15 protein-coding genes are annotated in these 19,200 nt (G+C 57.8%); 6 read left to right on the forward strand and 9 right to left on the reverse strand.

The window, feature by feature from the left end; translation table 11 throughout:
* Window positions 1–33: 33 nt before the first annotated feature.
* Both CHU71_RS05590 and CHU71_RS05595 read right to left on the reverse strand, forming a co-directional pair.
* Window positions 34–630 (reverse strand): hypothetical protein, encoded by a 597-nt coding sequence (locus CHU71_RS05590; RefSeq protein ID WP_100087116.1) that lies wholly within the window; start codon window positions 628–630, stop codon window positions 34–36.
* Window positions 631–653: 23 nt separating this feature from the next.
* A complete protein-coding gene (locus CHU71_RS05595) occupies window positions 654–1,445 on the reverse strand; it encodes a hypothetical protein (RefSeq protein ID WP_147760431.1) in 792 nt (263 codons plus the stop codon).
* Between the two features lie 136 nt (window positions 1,446–1,581).
* On the opposite strand from CHU71_RS05595, the gene hflX reads away from it, so the two are divergent.
* Together hflX and CHU71_RS05605 are read left to right on the forward strand one after the other, a co-directional pair.
* A complete protein-coding gene (gene hflX, locus CHU71_RS05600; RefSeq protein WP_147760432.1) occupies window positions 1,582–3,042 on the forward strand; it encodes a GTPase HflX in 1,461 nt (486 codons plus the stop codon).
* 30 nt (window positions 3,043–3,072) lie between these two features.
* Window positions 3,073–4,353: a uracil-xanthine permease family protein gene (locus CHU71_RS05605; protein WP_034656838.1), complete on the forward strand. Its 1,281-nt coding sequence runs from the start codon at window positions 3,073–3,075 to the stop codon at window positions 4,351–4,353.
* Between the two features lie 100 nt (window positions 4,354–4,453).
* On the opposite strand, the gene CHU71_RS05610 is transcribed toward CHU71_RS05605, so the two are convergent.
* Genes CHU71_RS05610 through CHU71_RS05620 form a run of 3 tightly spaced genes read right to left on the reverse strand, consistent with a single transcriptional unit; the run spans window position 4,454 to window position 7,872 of the window.
* Complete coding sequence (locus CHU71_RS05610) at window positions 4,454–4,723, reverse strand: HPr family phosphocarrier protein (RefSeq protein ID WP_005529038.1); 270 nt, start codon at window positions 4,721–4,723, stop codon at window positions 4,454–4,456.
* 51 nt (window positions 4,724–4,774) lie between these two features.
* Entirely contained in the window at window positions 4,775–6,874 is a 2,100-nt protein-coding gene (locus CHU71_RS05615) for a fructose-specific PTS transporter subunit EIIC (RefSeq protein WP_147760433.1), read from the reverse strand.
* Window positions 6,875–6,909: 35 nt separating this feature from the next.
* Window positions 6,910–7,872, reverse strand: coding sequence for a 1-phosphofructokinase family hexose kinase (locus CHU71_RS05620; protein WP_070420588.1), 963 nt, complete (start codon window positions 7,870–7,872; stop codon window positions 6,910–6,912).
* A 203-nt stretch (window positions 7,873–8,075) separates the two neighbouring features.
* Here CHU71_RS05620 and ptsP point away from each other — a divergent pair, with 203 nt between their 5' ends.
* Window positions 8,076–9,767, forward strand: coding sequence for a phosphoenolpyruvate--protein phosphotransferase (ptsP, locus tag CHU71_RS05625; protein WP_147760434.1), 1,692 nt, complete (start codon window positions 8,076–8,078; stop codon window positions 9,765–9,767).
* Between the two features lie 131 nt (window positions 9,768–9,898).
* Here ptsP and CHU71_RS05630 read toward each other — a convergent pair whose 3' ends face one another.
* Both CHU71_RS05630 and lexA read right to left on the reverse strand, forming a co-directional pair.
* Entirely contained in the window at window positions 9,899–10,684 is a 786-nt protein-coding gene (locus CHU71_RS05630) for a DeoR/GlpR family DNA-binding transcription regulator (protein ID WP_070420586.1), read from the reverse strand.
* 308 nt (window positions 10,685–10,992) lie between these two features.
* Window positions 10,993–11,718 carry a transcriptional repressor LexA gene (lexA, locus tag CHU71_RS05635; protein WP_147760435.1) on the reverse strand — a complete coding sequence of 242 codons (726 nt, stop codon included), beginning with the start codon at window positions 11,716–11,718 and terminating at the stop codon, window positions 10,993–10,995.
* A gap of 286 nt (window positions 11,719–12,004) precedes the next feature.
* Here lexA and CHU71_RS05640 point away from each other — a divergent pair, with 286 nt between their 5' ends.
* Both CHU71_RS05640 and nrdR read left to right on the forward strand, forming a co-directional pair.
* The gene (locus CHU71_RS05640) at window positions 12,005–12,400 is read left to right on the forward strand and encodes a hypothetical protein (protein ID WP_147760436.1); all 396 of its coding nucleotides are present in this window, start codon (window positions 12,005–12,007) and stop codon (window positions 12,398–12,400) included.
* A gap of 156 nt (window positions 12,401–12,556) precedes the next feature.
* A complete protein-coding gene (gene nrdR, locus CHU71_RS05645) occupies window positions 12,557–13,015 on the forward strand; it encodes a transcriptional regulator NrdR (protein WP_034656841.1) in 459 nt (152 codons plus the stop codon).
* 17 nt (window positions 13,016–13,032) lie between these two features.
* Here nrdR and hrpA read toward each other — a convergent pair whose 3' ends face one another.
* Window positions 13,033–16,938 carry an ATP-dependent RNA helicase HrpA gene (hrpA, locus tag CHU71_RS05650; protein ID WP_147760437.1) on the reverse strand — a complete coding sequence of 1,302 codons (3,906 nt, stop codon included), beginning with the start codon at window positions 16,936–16,938 and terminating at the stop codon, window positions 13,033–13,035.
* A gap of 120 nt (window positions 16,939–17,058) precedes the next feature.
* Here hrpA and CHU71_RS05655 point away from each other — a divergent pair, with 120 nt between their 5' ends.
* Complete coding sequence (locus tag CHU71_RS05655; RefSeq protein ID WP_147760438.1) at window positions 17,059–18,087, forward strand: hypothetical protein; 1,029 nt, start codon at window positions 17,059–17,061, stop codon at window positions 18,085–18,087.
* Window positions 18,088–18,186: 99 nt separating this feature from the next.
* Here the strand turns inward: CHU71_RS05655 and CHU71_RS05660 are convergent, their stop codons facing one another.
* Window positions 18,187–19,149, reverse strand: a complete 963-nt coding sequence (locus CHU71_RS05660) for a hydrogen peroxide-inducible genes activator (RefSeq protein WP_147760439.1) — start codon at window positions 19,147–19,149, stop codon at window positions 18,187–18,189.
* Window positions 19,150–19,200 lie beyond the last annotated feature (51 nt).

Below are 19,200 nucleotides of genomic sequence, written 5' to 3' on the forward strand. Positions count from 1 at the left end.
GGCTGTTTAGTTGCAGTCTTTGCAGACACAGCTTTAGGCTTTGTCCTCAGGAGTCTCAGGGTCCTCAGGGGTCTTAGGGGACTCAGTGCGACGCAGCTCGCGGTTCTCCTGCGGGCGGCGGTCATATTTCGTGCCCAACGAATGGGCCGCGCGCCGAGCCGCGAGCCAGGTCTCGCGCAGCTCGGTGGCGCGCTCATCGGTGACCTTGAGGAGCGATTCGAGTTCATCTGTCTCGATGTCGTTGCGGTAGACGCGGATTTCGAGCCGGCGCAGGAAACGCTTGGCGCCGCCCAGCTCGTAGTGAAAAGCCTCGATTGTGGGATCCAAGCAATCGAGATCCAACAGCGCTGGACGGTACATGGTGCGATCTGCGATGGAGTCGGTGCTTTCTGAGTTACAGAAATCGTCGTATTCAGCGATCACGTCACGAATATCGTCCGCGGAAAGATCGATGGAGGTACGCAGCGCGGAATGCTCGGATGCATCGGGCCGTCTTGAGGCGAGCAACCACATGGCGCCCGCAACCAAAAGGGCAATAAAAAGACCAGATAGCTTTAGCGTCCCGATGAGCGCAACGGCAGCCACCACCGCGAGGGCGATGGCCAGCGCATGACGACTGCCTGAACCCATACCTGGCCTTTCTGCTTTGCTACTTAGTGTCCGCCGCAGCCGCCGGAGCCGCAGGAGCAACCGCCGCCGGAGCCGCAGCCACCGGTCGGCATTTCGATTGAAGCAGTTAGCATAGCAGTTCCGGCTAATACTTCATCTTTCGCAGGGAGCTCGCCAAAGGAAGCTGGCAGGCACAGATCGAACGGGAAAGCACCGTCCATGACCAAGTGCATGAACTTTTCACCGGTCAGTTGGTTGTGGCGCCACGAGGATTCCATAACGCGAGCTGCGAAACGGCATCCTGGAGTAGGGGCCGCGGCACCGGAGCCGGAGGAAACGATTTCCGCACCCTCGGACTCGAAGGCGGCCGGGTATGCTCCGAGCTCGGCCTCGTAGGCTTCCGCAGTGGCGTAGCGCTGGACCTTGAGGCCCATAGCGGTCAGGCCGATCTGCTGCCAGGGCTGGGTTTCCTCGTCAACGAGGAGCGGGCCTTGCGCAAGGTTGGCGGTGGCTTGTGCCAGCACGGTGCCGAATGGATCGAGGATCTCCAAGAAGGCGAGAACGTCGTTGACCATGGATACGTGGGCGAGGGCCTGGGTTACAGACTCGAAACCGATGTAGGTGGCAAACGGCTCTACGGCCAAGATGTTGATCTGGGCGCCTGAAGGGTCTGCGAATTGGATGAGCTGGCCGTCGCGGATTTCACCAGTGACGGTGAGCAGATTAGTGGAGATGGCTGTCTCGACGGCATCTTGCCAGCGCTCGAAGTTGAGGCCGATGGCCTCCATTTCAGCGTTGGCCTTAGTGGCGGTGGGATTCTCGGTCATGGTGGCCATTGTATCCCGCCGTTAGTGCTGGCCAAAAGCTGCCGCGGAAGAATATTAAAGGAATAAGCCGGAGAAAAGATGGCAACTATATTTGCTCAGCGCTAATTGGGGGTTTAGGCCAACGACGTGCAAGAATGGAGGGAACATGAACGAAAATCACGAAGAACTTCTCGCACAGGCATTTGGCGACTATCAGCCGCAAGACCCTACAACGGGTGACCTCGACCTAGCCGAGCGTAATTCTTTCCGCCGCGTTTCCACCACAATTCGCGCCGAAGACACCACCGACGGCTACGAGGTTGAGTACCGAAAACTCCGCCTTGAGCAGGTCGTTCTCGTAGGGGTTTGGACCGAAGGTACGGTTGCCGAGGTCGAGGCCACCATGGCTGAGCTCGCGGCGCTGACTGAGACCGCGGGCGCCGAGGTCGTTGAGGCTATCTACCAAAAACGTGACAAGCCGGACCCTGGTACTTACATTGGCCGCGGCAAGGTACAGGACCTCAAAGAGATTGTTGAGGCAACGGGTGCGGATACCGTCATTTGTGACGGTGAGCTGCAGCCAGGTCAGCTCTCCGCATTGGAGCGCGAGCTCAATACCAAGGTCATTGACCGTACGATGCTGATTCTCGATATCTTCGCGCAGCACGCGAAGTCCAAAGAGGGTAAAGCCCAGGTTTCGCTCGCGCAGCTGGAATACCTGTACACCCACACGCGTGGTTGGGGCGGCAACCTGTCCCGTCAGGCCGGTGGCCGAGCTGGCTCCAACGGCGGCGTCGGCCTGCGCGGCCCTGGTGAGACCAAGATCGAGTCGGACCGCCGCCGCATCCGCACCGAAATGGCTCGCCTGCGCAAGGAATTGCGCGGTATGAAGACGGCGCGTGAGGTCAAGCGCTCCAAGCGTCAGTCTTCAACGATTCCACAGATTGCCATCGCGGGTTACACCAACGCGGGCAAGTCCTCGCTGATTAATGCGATGACTGGAGCGGGCGTGCTGGTGGAGGACGCGTTGTTCGCAACCCTGGACCCCACCACGCGTCGCGCTGAGCTTGCAGACGGCCGCCAGGTGGTGTTCACCGATACCGTCGGTTTCGTGCGCCACCTGCCCACGCAGCTGGTTGAGGCTTTCAAGTCCACGCTCGAGGAAGTCTTGGCGGCGGACATCATGCTGCACGTGGTGGATGGATCCGATCCTTTCCCCATTAAGCAGATTGAGGCCGTAAACAAGGTCATCTACGACATTGTTAAGGAGACAGGGGAGCAGGCACCGCCGGAAATCATTGTTATCAACAAGATTGACCAGGCGGACCCGCTGGTGTTGGCAGAGATTCGCCACGTCCTCGACCACGAAAACGTGGTGTATGTTTCTGCGCACACCGGCGAGGGCATTGACGAACTGACCTCGCGCATTGAGCTCTTCCTTAACTCTCGCGACAGCCACGTCCGCCTACTGGTTCCGTTTACCCGCGGCGACGTCGTATCTCGCGTGCATGCTGAGGGCACGGTGCGCTACGAGGAGTACACCAACGAGGGCACGCTTGTCGACGTCCGCCTTCCTGCGTCCATCGCACGTGAGCTTTCGGAGTTCGTGGTGGAGGAAGTTTCCTAAAATCGTGCTTGTGGGTAATAATGAAAGCTCGTGAGTACTTTTGGTTGGCGCCTGCACGGCGATGGTAAAAATATTGAACCCGGCGCGGTTGTCGCGCCCGAAGAACGACTGAGCTGGGGCCGCACCATCAGTATCGGTATGCAGCACGTGGTCGCCATGTTTGGCGCGACTCTGCTGGTGCCGACACTGACCGGCTTCCCGGTCAACACCACGCTGCTGTTCTCCGGAATCAGCACGATTCTCTTCTTGCTGATCACCCGCAACCGCCTTCCTTCGTACCTGGGCTCCTCCTTTGCGTTCATCGCGCCGCTGTCTGCCTCGCAACAGTACGGCATTGGTGCGCAGGCAGGTTCCATTCTGGTGACCGGTCTGGTGCTGGTGCTCATCGGTTTTGTAGTGAAGGCTGCGGGACGCCGCGTGCTTGATGCTGTGATGCCTCCGGCGGTGACTGGCGCAATTGTTGCGCTCATCGGCCTTAACCTGGCGCCTGCTGCCACGAGCAACTTCCAGACGCAGCCGCTGGTGGCCGTGGTGACTCTCGTGGCGATCATCGTTGCGACCGTGGGCGGTCGCGGCATGGTCGCGCGCTTGGGCATCCTTATCGGCGTTGTGATTGGCTGGGTCTTCGCGGCGGTGACTGGCAACCTTGCTGAAGGAACAGCCGAGACCATTCGCCAGGCGGCATGGATTGGTCTTCCGCAGTTCCACACCCCTGAATTCAAGTTCTCTGCGATTGCCGTGGCGCTGCCAGTCTTGGTGGTCCTCATTGCGGAAAACATCGGCCACGTAAAGGCCGTGTCTGAGATGACCAAACGCGACCTCGATGACCTTGCTGGTGACGCCCTCATCGCCGACGGCTTGGGCACCGCCATCGCCGGCGGCTTCGGTGGTTCTGGTACCACGACTTACGCTGAGAACATCGGCGTCATGGCCGCTACTCGTGTTTACTCCACGGCAGCCTATTGGGTCGCGGCAAGCTTTGCTATCTGTTTGGCCTTCATCCCGAAGTTTGGCGCATTGATTTTCACCATCCCTACAGGCGTGCTGGGCGGTGCCACTCTGGTTCTATACGGCCTTATCGGCATGCTGGGCGTGCGCATCTGGATGGACAACAAGGTTAACTTCAACAACCCGGTTAACCTCACCTGCGCTGCTGTGGCTCTTATCGCCGGCATCGGCAATCTGACACTTAACATCGGCTCCATCTCCCTCGAGGGCATCGCTTGGGGCTCCATCGGCGTCATCGTGGTCTACCCAGCCGCCAAGTGGCTCTATGAAACCTTCGGTGAGGGCAAGGGAGCGAAGTACTAAGTACAGCTGCCTCGGCGCACAGGAATTAAGCATAAAAATAACTCCCGAGCTCTTCTGAAAGAGTCCGGGAGTTAAGTCTTTAAGACTAGAGTCTAGAGCCTTAGGAAGCGTCCAGATCCTGCTCGATGAGGCCAGCAATCTTCTCGACTGCCTCGGCGTTCTCGGAGGTAACGGTGACCTCGTCACCCTGCTCTGCGCCCAGAGCCATGATCATCAGGGAGGAAGCGGCGTCGGTTTCTTCATCGTCATCGCTGCCCACGAGGGTCAGGAAGATGTCCTCGTCGTAAGCTTCAGCAGCGTCCGCGATGATGGAAGCCGGACGAGCGTGCAGGCCAACGGAAGATCCAACCTTGACGGTCTTAGATGCCATGATGATAAGTCCTTTCGACTGTAAATGTTTTCGTGATTACAAGTGTACGCGTTATGCAGCGGCCTGTGCAGTCTTGGCAGCTTCCGCCTTGGCGGCAGCCTCTTCGACCGTCTTGTTTGGCCAGAACTGCTTCAGCGCAATGACGGCGGCCGCGGAGACGACCACGCCAATAGCGATTGCGAGGAAGTAAGCCCAGGCCGGGTCGATTGCGAAGAAGACGAAGATGCCGCCGTGCGGAGCGCGGGAGCCAACGTTCATCGCCATCGAGAGAGCACCGGTGGTTGCGCCACCCAGCATCATCGCAGGGATGACGCGCAGCGGGTCAGCAGCAGCGAACGGGATAGCGCCTTCGGAAACGAAGGACAGCCCCAGCAGCCATGCAGACTTACCGTTCTCCTGCTCAGCAGGGGTGAACAGGTTCTTACGAACGAAGGTGGCGATGGACAGCGCGATTGGCGGAACCATACCGGAAGCCATAACCGCAGCCATGATTTCCATGGAAGCCTGGTCACCAGTGGAAAGACCCGCAGTAGCGAACAAGTATGCAGCCTTGTTGACTGGGCCGCCCAAGTCGAAGCACATCATCAGGCCGAGGATGATACCCAGCAGCACTGCAGAGGAGCCGGACATGGAGGACAGCCAGTTCTGCAGGCCTTCCATGAGTGCAGCCAGCGGAGCGCCGAGCAGCAGGTACATGAGCAGGCCGGTGATGAGCGAGGTCAGCAACGGGATGATGACAACCGGCATGAGGGAGCCGATCCAGCGTGGAACCTTCCAGTTGCCAATCCACATGGCCACGAGACCCGCGATGAGGCCGGTAACCAGACCACCGATGAAGCCAGCGCCCAGGGTGACTGCGATGGCGCCACCCGCAAAGCCCGGTGCAATACCAGGACGGCCAGCGAACGCGAAGGCAGTGTAGCCAGACAGTGCCGCGACGATGAATCCCATCGCGGCTTGACCAATAGCGAAAAGCACGGCGCCGAAGTAGAGGGGGAGTCCGGAGCGGTCGAAGGTCATCATCGCGCCGTCGACCTCAACCTCGTGGCCCGGCAGGTTCGTCAGCGAGTAGTTCGTAGAGATGGCCTGCCAGCCGTTAGCCATGTCGTAGCCGCCGAAGAGGAAGCCCAAAGCGAGGAGCAAACCACCGGCAGCAACGAAAGGCACCATGTAGGAAACACCGGTCATGATGGCCTGCTGGATGCGCTTGCCCCAGCCCAGGGAGTCGCCTTCTTCAGCAGTGCTTGACGACGCCGCGCCCGCCTCGCCAGCAACACGACGAGCGTTCGGGTTCTTGGCAGCGGCAACTGCCTCGTCAAACATGACGCCTGGCTCGTTAATAGCGCGCTTAACACCGGACTCGATGACCGGTTTACCCGCGAACCGCTCGCGGTCACGAACTCCCACGTCGGTGGCGAAGATGACGGCATCAGCCGCATCGATGACGGACTGGGAAACAGAGGTGTTGTTGGACGAGCCTTGGGTTTCCACCGTGAGGTTGACGTCGTCGCGCCCCTCGGCTGTCTGCGTCAGGGCGTCGGCAGCCATGTAGGTGTGCGCAATGCCGGTAGGGCACGCGGTAACCGCCACGATGTTGGTGGCTCCGGCCTTTGCCGTAGCTGGCTCGGCCGAAGCCACAGCAGCACCTGCTGCGCCAGCGGCGGCACCTGCCTCAGCAGCAGGCTTCTTTGGCTTCTCGGCGTTGACTACGTCGAGAACCAGCTTGACGATTTCCTCTTTGCTCTGAGCCGAGCGGAGGGCTTCCAAGAAGTCCTTCTTGACCAAAGCTCGAGCTAGCTTGGACAAAATCTTCAGGTGAGCCTTGCCACCACCAGCTGGTGCGGCGATGAGGAAGACGAGCTGTGCGTCGCCGTCTGGGCCGGAGAAATCCACGCCACGGCTCAGGCGAGCGAAAGCCAGGGTTGGTTCTGCGACGACCTCAGAGCGGCAGTGCGGAATAGCAACGCCGCCGGGAACGCCGGTGCCGGCCTTGGCTTCGCGGTCAATGGCTGGTTGTGCCAAGCCCACGATAGAGGAAGCGCGGCCGGTGCCATGGACCAAAGTGGCCAGATTAGTGATGACTGATTCGATGCTATCGCCGAAATCGGCGTCCAACGCGACTAGGTCAGTCGTGATGAGATTGGATGCCATGAGACACTCCTTTGATTAATGAATAAATTCAGTCTTTACAAGGAAGAGACGATTGTTTGGTCGATATTGATTTGTTCGGGGGTCGGAATCTGGGTGCCAGGCAGCGCTGCCGCTGCGGAGCCATAAGCCACCGATTGGCGCAGTGATTCTGCGAAGTCTTTGCCTGCACGGCGAGCCAGAATGTAGCCAGCAAGGGAGGAGTCTCCTGCGCCCACCGTAGACACGACTTTGGTTGGTGGGGGAGTCGCAGCCCATGCACCATCAGCAGTGACGAGCACGGCGCCTGCGCCGCCGAGCGTTACGAGTACCTCGCCAATGCCGCGTTTTACGACGACTCGAGCAGCTTCCACGACTCCGCTGAAGTCGCCCTTTTCCGCTGCCGCTTCCAATGCTTCGCCGTCGGTCCCTGTGAGCTGACCAAGTTCCAGGCCATTGGGCTTGATGAGGTTCGGCGCAGAGGTCTCAAGACGCTCGCTGAGTGCGACCATCGGGGCATCGGAGGTATCCACCGCAACCTTGGCCTGGGGCGCTGCGGTACGGATTGCGTCGACAAGCATGGCGTACCACTCAGTAGGAACGCCCTTAGGTAAGGAGCCAGCAAGTACTACCCAATCGGCGCCGATTGCGAGCGCGCCGAGAGAAGAGGTTAGTGCTGACTGCACGGATTCGTCGAGGACTGGTCCTGGACCATTGATTTTGGTGGTGCGACCGTTTGGTTCGGTGACCGCCGTATTGATCCGGACGGTGCCAGGCATTGCGACGGCGTCGAATGGGATGTGTGCTTCTTCCATCAGGCTGAGGAAATGATCACCTTTGTGCGCGGGCAGAAGGGCGACGCTTTTTACTCCGGCCAAATGGACAGCGTGGGTGACATTGACACCCTTGCCGCCTGCGACCTGGGAAACCTGGGAAGCGCGGTGGACTGTACCAGGATTGATGGTCTCGTTGAGGGCAAGCGTGGCGTCAATACTGGGGTTGGGGGTCAGTGTGAGAATCATTGTGGAAACTCGTCCCTTTCGCAGTTTGCGTATATTGGGAGAAAACACGTCGGACAATGGCCAGGCATAGTTTTCTGCTCACTTTTGATTGTTGTCCGAATGTGTCCGAAAGTCAATCAAATAAATGTGGTATTCGTTGCTTTTTTGTCCGATCTGTGATGATCTAGGATGAGAGCAAAATCCCCTTCTGAAGGAAATGTGTGATGGAAAACGTATCTCAATCAACCATCAAGGGCACCGGCGTTGTTGCTGGTGTCGCATATGCCGAAGCTGTGTGGGTTCGCCCGCGCCCAGACCTGCCCACTGCTGGTGAGCTGATCGATGAGGAGAAGCGCGACGGAGAGTACGACCGCTTTCTCGAAGCTGTCGACGTAGTTGCAAGTCGTCTGGAGCAGCGTGCAGCAGGGGCTGAGGGGCAGGCTGCTGAAGTACTGGGCGCTACCGCAGGCATGGTTAAGGACCGTGGCTGGCACAAGGCAGTACGCAAGAGCATCCGCAGTGGCCGTCCAGCAGAGTATGCAACTGCCAGTGCGACTGAAAAGTTTGTCACCATGTTTGAGGCCGCTGGTGGCGTGATGGCTGAGCGCACCACTGACCTGAAAGACGTCCGTGACCGCGTTATCGCACAGCTGCGTGGCGAGCAGGAGCCTGGTCTGCCGATGGTCAGTGGCGAAGCAGTCCTGTTGGCCGATGATTTGGCGCCGGCAGACACCGCAACGCTCGATACTGCACACATCAAGGCTCTCGTTACTGAGCTCGGTGGCCCAACCAGCCACACCGCGATCATTGCTCGTCAGCTGGACATTCCTTGCATCGTGGCTGTGGGCGCGGATCTGCGCAACATCGAGTCCGGCACCCAGGTCTTTGTTGATGGTTCCGTCGGCACCGTCAGCCTTGGTGCTAATCGCGCAGAATCCCTGAAGGCAGTGGAGGAGTACCGCGAAAAGGCTGCTCGCGTTGCTCAGTGGCGTGGCCCGGCCCAGACCAAGGATGGTCATCGTGTGCAGCTGCTGGCTAACGTTGCTGACGGCAACGCAGCTCGTATTGCGTCTGATTCTCAGGCAGAAGGTATTGGCCTCTACCGCACAGAGCTGTCCTTCCTTTCAGCTAGTGAAGAGCCAACCGTGGACGAGCAGGCACGTATCTACGCCAAGGTCTTCAACGCTTTCCCCGAGTCGAAGGTCGTTGTTCGCACCCTCGACGCTGGTTCCGATAAGCCAATTTCCTACGCAACTTTGTCTTCGGAAGAAAACCCAGCACTGGGCGTTCGCGGCCTGCGTATTGCGCGAGACAATGAGTCTTTGCTGACTCGTCAGCTGGATGCAATCGCACAGGCTGCAGCCGACCGTGGCGACGATGCCCCAACGTGGGTCATGGCTCCAATGGTGGCAACCGCAGTTGAGGCAAAGTGGTTTGCGGGTCTGTGCCGCGAACGCGGCCTGACTGCTGGCGCCATGATTGAGGTCCCTGCAGCTGCGCTTATGGCTGACACCATTATGCCGCACCTCGACTTCGTCTCCATCGGTACAAATGACCTCACCCAGTACACGATGGCGGCGGACCGTCTCTCCCCACAGTTGGCCTACCTGACAGATCCGTGGCAGCCGGCTGTTCTGCGACTCATCCAGCACACCTGCGTGGTTGGCAGCGACAACAACGTTCCGGTCGGCGTCTGTGGCGAGGCTGCAGCTGATCCGCTGCTCGCTTGCGTGCTCACCGGCTTGGGCGTCAACTCGCTTTCCGCTGCATCCACTGCTGTTGCAGGCGTTGGTGCTCAGATTTCCGAGCTGACTCTCGAGCAGTGCCAGAAGCTGGCTGAAGCTGCAATTAACGCTGAAGGCCCGTCTGAGGCTCGCACCGCAGCCCTGGCTCTGATGGAAGAGTTCAAGGCTTAAGAGTCTGAGATACGAGGAAGCCCCCAATGGTTTTGGGGGCTTCGATTCGTTTTAGATTCTGTCCTGCCCTCCTGCTGACAAACTCAGCTGAGGATCAAACTCAGCTGAGAATGGAGTAATTAAGCAGGAAGCTACTTTTCGGCTGCGATGACGACTTCGATCTCTTGTTCACGCAGTGCTTCGACGAAGCTTTCAGGTGCAGCGGCGTCGGTGACCACAACATCAATATCGGCGATGGATGCGAAGCTAACTAGGTAATCATTCCCGAGCTTGGAAGAGTCACAGAGAACAACAACCTTGTGGGCGTTCGTCACGAAGGCGGTCTTGATGGCGGCCTCTTGGGAATCGGCCGTGGACAGTCCATGATCCAATGTAAGGGCGTTGGTGCCGATGAAGGCAACGTCCGCGCGCATGAGTGCCATGGTTCGCAGTGCGGTATCACCCACTACTGCCTGGGTGATAGCGCGCACGGTACCGCCAAGAAGCTGCACATCTGGGACGCCGTTGCTAGCCAGAGACAAAGCGATGGGCAAGCTATTGGACACAATAGAGAACTGACCCGCCGCATTCTGTTGCCCGATCAGATCGGCAAGAGCGTTGGTGGTCGTACCCGCGTCAAGGAAGATGCTGCCACCGGCTTCAGGCAAGAATTGCATCGCGGCGCGCGCAATGGCGATTTTTGCGCCCGTGGCTGAACGCTGGCGCGTGTCCAAGGTGAACTCAGCGGTTTGGAAAGACTGGGACGCCACTGCGCCGCCATGCACACGATGGACCACGCCCTCTCTATCCAAGACGGCGAGATCTCGTCTGATGGTTTCGGCGGTGACATCGAACCGCTCGGAAAGCTCAGTTACATTAACGCGTCCCTCAACAGCAGTGAGGGATGCGATCTGGCGGCGACGTTCCTCTGCGTACATAGAGTCCTCCAACAATATGCCCGTAACGGGGTGGGGCATTGGGTATTCTGTTCCGCCCTCGGGGTTGGGGGCGGTACTTTCGCAGTAATAAAACTGACTTAACCCTAGTTTTCCAGAAAACCCTACGAATCGGAATAAACCAAAGGCGTACACATATAAGAAAAAGTGCAGGCAGTGAAATTTAAAGTCACTGCCTGCACTTTTGGAATGTGTGATTTTGGGCGCTAAAACCCGAGAAGTGGAATTCTGTCCCTTAAGGGGGTGGAATTAGAGGGTAATGCCCGCTAGAAAAGATGTTACATTGCCTGCTAAAGCTTGCGGAAGACGGAAACAACCTTGCCCATGATCTCCGCATCGTCACCCTTGATCGGGGAGTAGGTGTCATTGTGTGGCAGGAGCCAGATGCCCGAGGAATCGCGGTGGAATTCCTTGACAGTTGCCTCGTCGCCGTCCAGCAGCGCTGCTACGAATTCGCCCTCTTCAGCGACATTCTGGGAGCGGATAATGACCCAGTCTCCATTGAGGATACCGGCATCACGCATGGAGTCCCCGACAACCTGCAGCATATATAGCTCACCGGTTCCCACTACGTCGTTTGGCATCGGGAAATAAGTGTCAATATTTTCTTCAGCCGTGATGGGGGAGCCCGCAGCGATACGGCCAACAACTGGAATGTAAGCAACCTCAGAAGCCTCTTCAGGCGTCAAAGATGAACCAGTTTCTGGTTTGTCTGCCTTGGCTCCTGTCTTGCGGCCCGGCTTCTTGGTGTCTTCCTCATTATTGAGGTGTCGGACGTCTACGGCTCGTGGCTTGTTAGGGTCGCGACGCAGGAAGCCTTTCTCCTCGAGTTGCTTGAGCTGGTAGGCCACGGAGGAGGTGGATTGCAGTCCGGCGGCGTCGCCGATTTCACGGATGCTAGGCGGGTAGCCGCGCAGCATCACAGCGTCATGGATGACGTCCAGGATGCGGCGCTGGCGCGCAGAGAGTGAATTGATGTCCGGCTTCCCAGAATTCTTGGCGGGTTTGCGTGGCATCGGGTCTCCTTGGGTGGGGTAGGTATGGCGTCGAATCTGCTCGGGTGGGGTGGTTAGCTACTATCTGTTCGAATTTTCGAAAAGCTTCTCTTCATTTCTATCACGTTGCGGGCAAATGTTCGAGAATTTTCGCTTCGATATGGACAAACTTTCGAAAAGCTGTTATAAATCGAACATAGCAACTAATTCGAACGAATTGGCGATGGGAATTTTCGAACGTGTCGTAGCGTTTGAATAGGCTGTAGCCGCAAACTAATCGTCAAATTAAAACGCTTAAGGAAACATTATGGCAATCGTGCTCAACTCCAACAAAAAGCAGGTTAACTACTTCAACTCATCCCGTGCGTACCGCGCCAGCGTTGTGCCAGCGGCGTCTGTTTGGGATGCTGATGCATCTGCACGCTACGGCGCTACACGGAGTCCACATGTGCGTGATGTTCGAACACTCAGTGTGGATAATCGAACATACAGCGGTGTTCCTCAGCGTCGTCCACGCACCGATCATGCTGGTCAGCGCGAGGTGGAAAATTCGCGTGAAAACTCGAATCGCGGAAACTATCTTCTTGGTGCGGTGTTCGGCGTGGCAGTGTTCATCGGAACTGTGTTTGGTGGTCTCACGGCTGATGGGGGCGCTGCGCCACAGGGAACTCAGCAGGTTGTGCAAGCCAGCGTGAACAACTAGCCATCCGTGTAAAGCCTTTGCTGGGCCTAGGTGTCGGGCCCAGCAGATGAGCATAAATGGCATCGTGCGGGAATCGGGCAGTACACTAAATGCGGTCTCAACGCCCGCCTCTCACATGTGAGTGGCGGATGACGTGGAAGAGGAAGGAACCGCACGGTGTATTGCCCGTTTTGCCATAATGAACAGTCACGAGTCATTGACTCTCGTGTGGTTGATGCAGGAACAGCAATCCGGCGCCGCCGTGAATGTGCCTCATGCAAAGGCCGCTTTACCACAGTCGAGAAAGCTGTCTTGTTGGTCGTCAAGCGAAATGGCTTGGCTGAGCCTTTCAGCAGGGACAAGCTGATTCGCGGTGTGCGTCGCGCATGCCAAGGCCGTGACGTAACGGATGACGCACTGAAGAAGCTTGCCCAAGAAGTAGAGGAGACCGTGCGTAGCCACGGTTCCTCCCAGGTCAATGCCAATGACATCGGTCTCGCTATTCTCGAGCCACTACGTGACTTGGATGAGGTTGCGTACCTGCGCTTCGCATCGGTCTACAAATCCTTCGAGAGCGCGGACGACTTTGAATCAGAGATCCGACTCATGCGTCGCCGCGACCGCGATAGCTTTTAAGCCATTGGCTATGTGACTTAGCGCAGCTTGTCTACTGCCTTTTGGATACGGCGCAGCGACACTGGGTGCGCCGTGCCGAGGCGTTGCGCGAAGAGCGAAACCCGCAGCTCTTCCACCATCCAATAGATGTCCTTGACCTCCCGCGTCTTTGCGCGCCCGGCTGGTAGAGTCCGCAAGCGGTTGGCCAGATAGGCCTTGGCCTCCTCGACCTCTGCTTGACGGTCAGCGTCCTTGTCCGGGTCGAGGGACATCTCTTCCAAACGGATTCGGATCGCCTGCATGTAGCGGGGAAGATGACGCAGGTGCGTCATGCCATGGATGGTGATGGCGTTCTTCGGCAGCAAGAACTCCATCTGTGCCTTCATGTCGTCAATGGCAGGGCCATCCCAGTGCGCGAGTTCAGCGCGCAGGTTTGAGTACTCCGCAAGTCCCGGTGCAATTGCCACTACCGACTGCCGAACCCGGCCGGCAACCTTCGGCTTGATGGCGTCGAGAAGCGTGAGGAATCCCTCCGGGGAACGCTGCGGGCCGCCTTCCTCCAGCATGAGATCGCGGATCGCCGCCACTCGAGCATCGTTGACCAATCCTTCAGCGCTACCGTGAGGATAGGCGTCCACCGCTACGCGCTGCTGCAAGGGTAGCCCCTTAACCATCTGCTGGTGGTTGACCGAAATCTCCCGCATGAGCAACGTCAACGTCGTGGTCATCATCGCCGCATCTGCCGCAGCCTTAGTCGGGTGAACCTTCAAAGAGACACCCTCAGCAGAGGCCACGAGTGCCGGATATGCGGTGACTTCGTGGCCATCAACCACGGTCGTTACTTCCTCATCAATGGTGCCCAACGTATCCGTGGTCCATTCCTTCACTGTCTTCGACTCAGACTTTCGTCCCACGCGGGAGACCGAGGACTTGATGTGCCCGGCCTGGCGGCGGACCAATGCGGCTAGGTCCCTGTCAGAATCAATGATCTTGCCGCGCTTATCCACGGCAGCGTAGTTCATCCGCAGGTGTGCCGGCAGGGCGGAAGTTTTGAAATCTGTGGCGTCGATGCCCTGGCCACCGAGCTCACGGAGCACGTCGGCAAGCTGCTGCGTGATCGATCCCTCATATGGAATAAGCCGCGGCAGCGCCCGCTCCGCGAACTCAGGCGCCGGGACCACCGTGCGGCGAATCGCCTTTGGCAAGGAACGGATAAGCTCCGTCACCAGCTCAAGGCGCAGGCCCGGAACCAGCCAATCGAAGCCTTCAGTATCCAGACCCGCAAGCAGCGGTACTGGGACCATCAGCGTCACGCCGTCGAGTGGGTCACCTGGCTCAAACTTGTAGGTCAAGTCGTAATCGATAGAACCTTTCAGCCAGCGATCCGGGAATGCCTCCTCGGTGACGTCATGGGTGTCCTCAATGAGCTTGTCTGGATCGAAGTCCAGCAGATCTGGAGATTGGTGCCGCTGCCTCTTCCACCAAGAGTCAAAATGACGCCCGGTAGTAACCTTTGCTGGAATGCGTTGGTCATAGAAGTCGAAGAGAGTATCCTCGTCCACCACGAGTCCGCGGCGACGTGCTTTGTCCTCATACTGTGCCGCTTCCTCAAGCTTTTTCACATTGTCGTGGAAGAAGTGGTGATGAGTGTTCCACTCGCCTTCAATGAGAGCGTTGCGGATAAACATATCGCGTGCTACTACGGGGTCGATGCGATGATAGGGAACCATGCGGTCGGTGACGATGGGCACACCATAGAGCGTTGAACGCTGCGTTGCTACAGCGGCCGCGCGCTTGCGTGACCACGTCGGATCCGAATAGTTGTGCTTGAGCAGGTTGGCGCCGAGCTTTTCCACCCAGGCAGGGTCGATCGCGGCGACGTCGCGTGCCCATAGGCGGGAGGTCTCCACGAGTTCTGCTGCCATGAGAAACTCCGGGGGCTTCTTGGCCAGTGCAGAACCTGGAAACACAAGGAAGCGGGTGTTGCGGGCGCCATGGAATTCCTTGGAGTTGCCATCGCGGGCACCAATGTTGGACAAGAGCCCGGACAGCAGCGACATATGAATGTCATCGGGCCGGCGTTCGGTGGCCTCCTCATGGTTCCACCCGAGCTGCTTGGCGACGTCGCGTAATTGGCGCACCAAGTCAAACCACTCGCGGATACGCATGTAGTGGAGGAAGTCCTTCTTCATACGCTTGCGGAAGGCATTGCCGCTCAGCTCATTGCGGGCATCCTGCACGAAGTCCCAGAGATTAAGCATGGCCAAGAAGTCTGAAGACTTGTCTTTAAAGCGCGCATGCGCTTGATCTGCTTGGGCCTGGAACTCGAGCGGGCGTTCGCGGACGTCTTGAATTGTCATGGCGGCAACGATGACCATGACGTCCGCGAGGCAGCCGGAGCGGTGTGCCTCGACGAGCATACGCGCCATGCGCGGGTCGACTGGGATTCGCGAGAGGTCACGGCCGACGCTAGTCAGTACCGGAAGCCCGTCCTTTTCTTCTTGCGGGCTCAGAGCGCCAAGCTCGTGGAGGAGCAAGAGGCCATCGCGCACGGCCTTTTGCTCTGGTGGCTGGACGAATGGAAACTCCGAGATGTCTCCCAAGCGCAAGGAGATCATCTGCAAGATGACGCTGGCGAGGTTGGTGCGCAGGATTTCTGGATCGGTGAACTCAGGGCGGGAGAGGAAGTCCTGCTCGGAGTACAAGCGAATCGCGATGCCGTCCGCAACACGGCCACAGCGTCCTGAGCGCTGGTTGGCACTTGCCTGCGAAATCGGTTCGATGGGCAGACGCTGGACTTTGGTGCGGGTGGAGTAGCGAGAAATGCGTGCCGTACCTGTGTCAACAACATAGCGAATTCCGGGAACGGTCAGCGAGGTCTCGGCAATGTTGGTGGACAGGACGATGCGGCGGCCACGGTGCTCAGAGAACACACGGTGCTGTTCTTCGTTGGAAAGGCGTCCAAACAGGGGAGTGACCTCAACGCCGCGCCACTTGCGGGCCTCGATTGCCTCCATGGCGTCGCGAATGTCACGCTCGCCGGGGAAGAAGCAGAGAATATCTCCCTCTCCCTCAGCCATGAGCTCTTCGATTGCCTCGCAGAGTCCGTCGATAGGGTCTTGATCGACGACTTTGCCTGCCGCTTCGAATTCAAGGGGGCGATAGCGAATTTCTACCGGATAGGTGCGACCGGATACTTCAATAATCGGCGCTGGGTTGCCTTCGGCATCTGCGAAGTGGGTGGCGAAGCGCTCTGGGTCGATGGTTGCAGAGGTGATGATGACCTTGAGATCGGGGCGCTTCGGCAATAGTCGTTTGAGATAGCCCAGAAGGAAGTCGATGTTGAGGGAACGCTCGTGGGCCTCGTCGATGATGATGGTGTCGTAGGCATTGAGGAAGCTGTCACGCTGCATCTCTGCCAGCAAGATACCGTCCGTCATCAGCTTGATCGCGGTCGTATTTGACACCCGGTCGTCGAAGCGGATGGCATAGCCTACGGATTTGCCGATCTTCTGATCCAGTTCATCTGCGATGCGCTCTGCCACGGTACGTGCGGCAAGACGGCGGGGCTGGGTATGCCCGATGAGCCCGCGACGCCCCCGGCCTAGGTCAAGACAGATCTTTGGAATCTGTGTTGTCTTGCCGGAACCAGTCTCACCCGCGATGATGACGACCTGGTTATCGCGGATTGCGTCGGCAATATCGTCTTTGCGTGCCGAAACCGGCAGCGCCTCGGGGTAGGAAATGGCGGGGATGGTAGCGGTGATAGCCGCAACGTGAGACTGGGCTTTTTGAATATCACCCCCAATAGTGATGAGTGCGTGGGGGGAGCGTGCCTTGCGCAGGCGGCGTCGGAAAGCGCGTGCGTCCTTTAAAGAAACCTCATCGAGAGCTGCAAAAAGCTCATCGTGGGTCGGGGATGAGGATTGTGAAAGATTAGTCATAGCTGGTGGGGAATTCTACCCGTCCAGCGTGAGCCATGAAAACGATGATAGGCTAATGCTGATTGTTACGAAAGCTTAGTCAAGTGATTTTGATTAACCGGAATCAAGGAGGAAGCCACAGTGTCCAACCCATTCGGCGCAGATGGTTCGAGCGGTGACGATAAGTTCAACAACCCCAACGGGAATAGCGACTTGCCTCGCTACGAACCCACTAATCACCCAGAAGACCGCCCCGATTATGGGCAGCCTTCTTACGGTAGCTACGGTGCGCAATCTTCCGAACCTGGTTATGCAGGCACAGCAAATGGCAATGCTTATGGCGCCTATGACTCCTATGGCGCAGGAAATCTTTCGGGACAGAACCATGCTGCACCTGCCTACACCGGCCCCGTCTCCGCGACAAAAGCCATCGGCTGGGGATTCCGCGCAACTTTTGCCAATTGGCAACTATGGATTCTTGGCGCCCTTGCGGTAATTGCTGTCGCCCTGGTGCTGTCCTTTATCGGTGCAGCAATCACCGGTGGATTGTCTGGCGGTTCTGAGGAGGCAACTGTAGCTGGAAGCCTGTCCAGCATGGCCGTGAACATTTTGTCAACTCTGTTCAGCCTCATCGTTAGCCTGTTAGTGATGCGATTGGCGTTCTACCAGATTGACGATCCCGCTACGTCGTGGGGATACGTGGGCAAAAACGTGCGCTGGGTACAGCCGTTTGTGGTTGGCTTGGTGGTCAACATTGTTATTGGCGGCCTGATGCTCATCGGCTTGTTTATCTTTGGCGGCGCAGCCTTCCTTACACTGTTCAACGGCGATATCGAATCAGATGCTGACGCCATGAAGGCTGTGTCTACGATCCTGGGATTCGTGGCTGTAGCCATGTTGATTAGCTGGTTGATTCAGCCGCTGTACGTTCTTATGCAGTGGTTTGCCGCTGACGGTGAGACTATTGGTGATGCTTTCAAGAAAGGCTTTGCGGCCGGCAAGGCTAACTACGGCCAGCTGCTTCTGTTCAGCTTCTTGATGTTCCTCTTGGCTCTCTCCACTATCTTGACGCTGGGATTGGGCATGCTGGTCATTATGCCGGTAAGCATGCTGGCCCAAGCGCACATCATGCGCCAGTGTGCGAACCGTTATGCGCCCGAAAGCGCCTAAGCTTATTTGCTAATCGCTTCTCCCAGAAGTCAGAACAAACTCCCCGGTTGCACGTTCTTTGATGAAACGTGCAGCCGGGGATTTGCGATCGCCTGGCCTCTACTTAGCTGGGTTTTCTACGGACCGGGAGCGTTTCAGTGCATCTTCGAAAGCTTTGGTGACTAGGTTTCCGAACTCGCGAAACTCGTCAGCGCGTGCGGCAGAGTTGCGGAATACGAGACCAACGTTGCGTTCTGCAGTGACCGAAGAATCGAAGTGTGCGACCTTGAGGCGAGGGTTGATGCACTCTGTTGCAATAGCAGACTCTGGGACAAGTGTGGTGCCTAGGCCGCCCATAACCAGTTGTAGGATCGTGGTCAGTGAAGAAGCTCGAGTGACCGAATTGGTAGCTTCTGACGGGTTGACGCGAGCTCTCCGGCACAGGTCGAGGACTTGCTCACGCAGACAGTGGCCGTCATCGAGGAGGAGCAGGTTGAGATCGTCAAGATTGCTCACCTTGAGATCGTCACGGCCAGCCAGTGGGTGCTCGGTATCGGTAACGACAACGAAGTTCTCGGAATACAAGGAAACATCAACCATGCCGGCAGCTTCGGAAGGCAGCGCAATGATGGCTAGATCAAGCTGTCCATCGCGTAGTTTTTCCAGAAGGTGTTCCGTCTGTTCCTCCACGAATCGGGGCTCCAAGTCCGGATATATTTCCAAAATCTCGCCCAAAAGCGCGGGGAGAATATATGGCGCAATCGTGGGGATAACGCCAATGGTGAGGGGGCCGGTTAACGTACCGTGTGCGCCCCGTGCATGGGCGAGAAAAGCGTCAGCGGCTTCCAAGGTTGCCTTGGCGTAGGGGAGAAGCTTTTCTCCCGTGGCGGTGACGATGACTTTGCGCGTGGAGCGCTCAATGAGCTGCACTCCAAGGCCTTGTTCGAGTGCGACTAATGCTTGGGAAAGGGAAGGCTGAGAGATTTCAAGCTTGGTTGCGGCGGTGCCAAAGTGCTTGTTTTCCGCAATGGTGACGAAGGTACGCAGCTGGGCGAGTGTAGGACGATACTCTTTATTGTGCATGCCTATAACTCTAACATTTATAAATAGGATTTCCTATTGACACCGGGAGAA

Source organism: Corynebacterium sp. LK14, assembly GCF_008042215.1.
GTDB classification, from domain to species: Bacteria; Actinomycetota; Actinomycetes; order Mycobacteriales; family Mycobacteriaceae; genus Corynebacterium; species Corynebacterium striatum.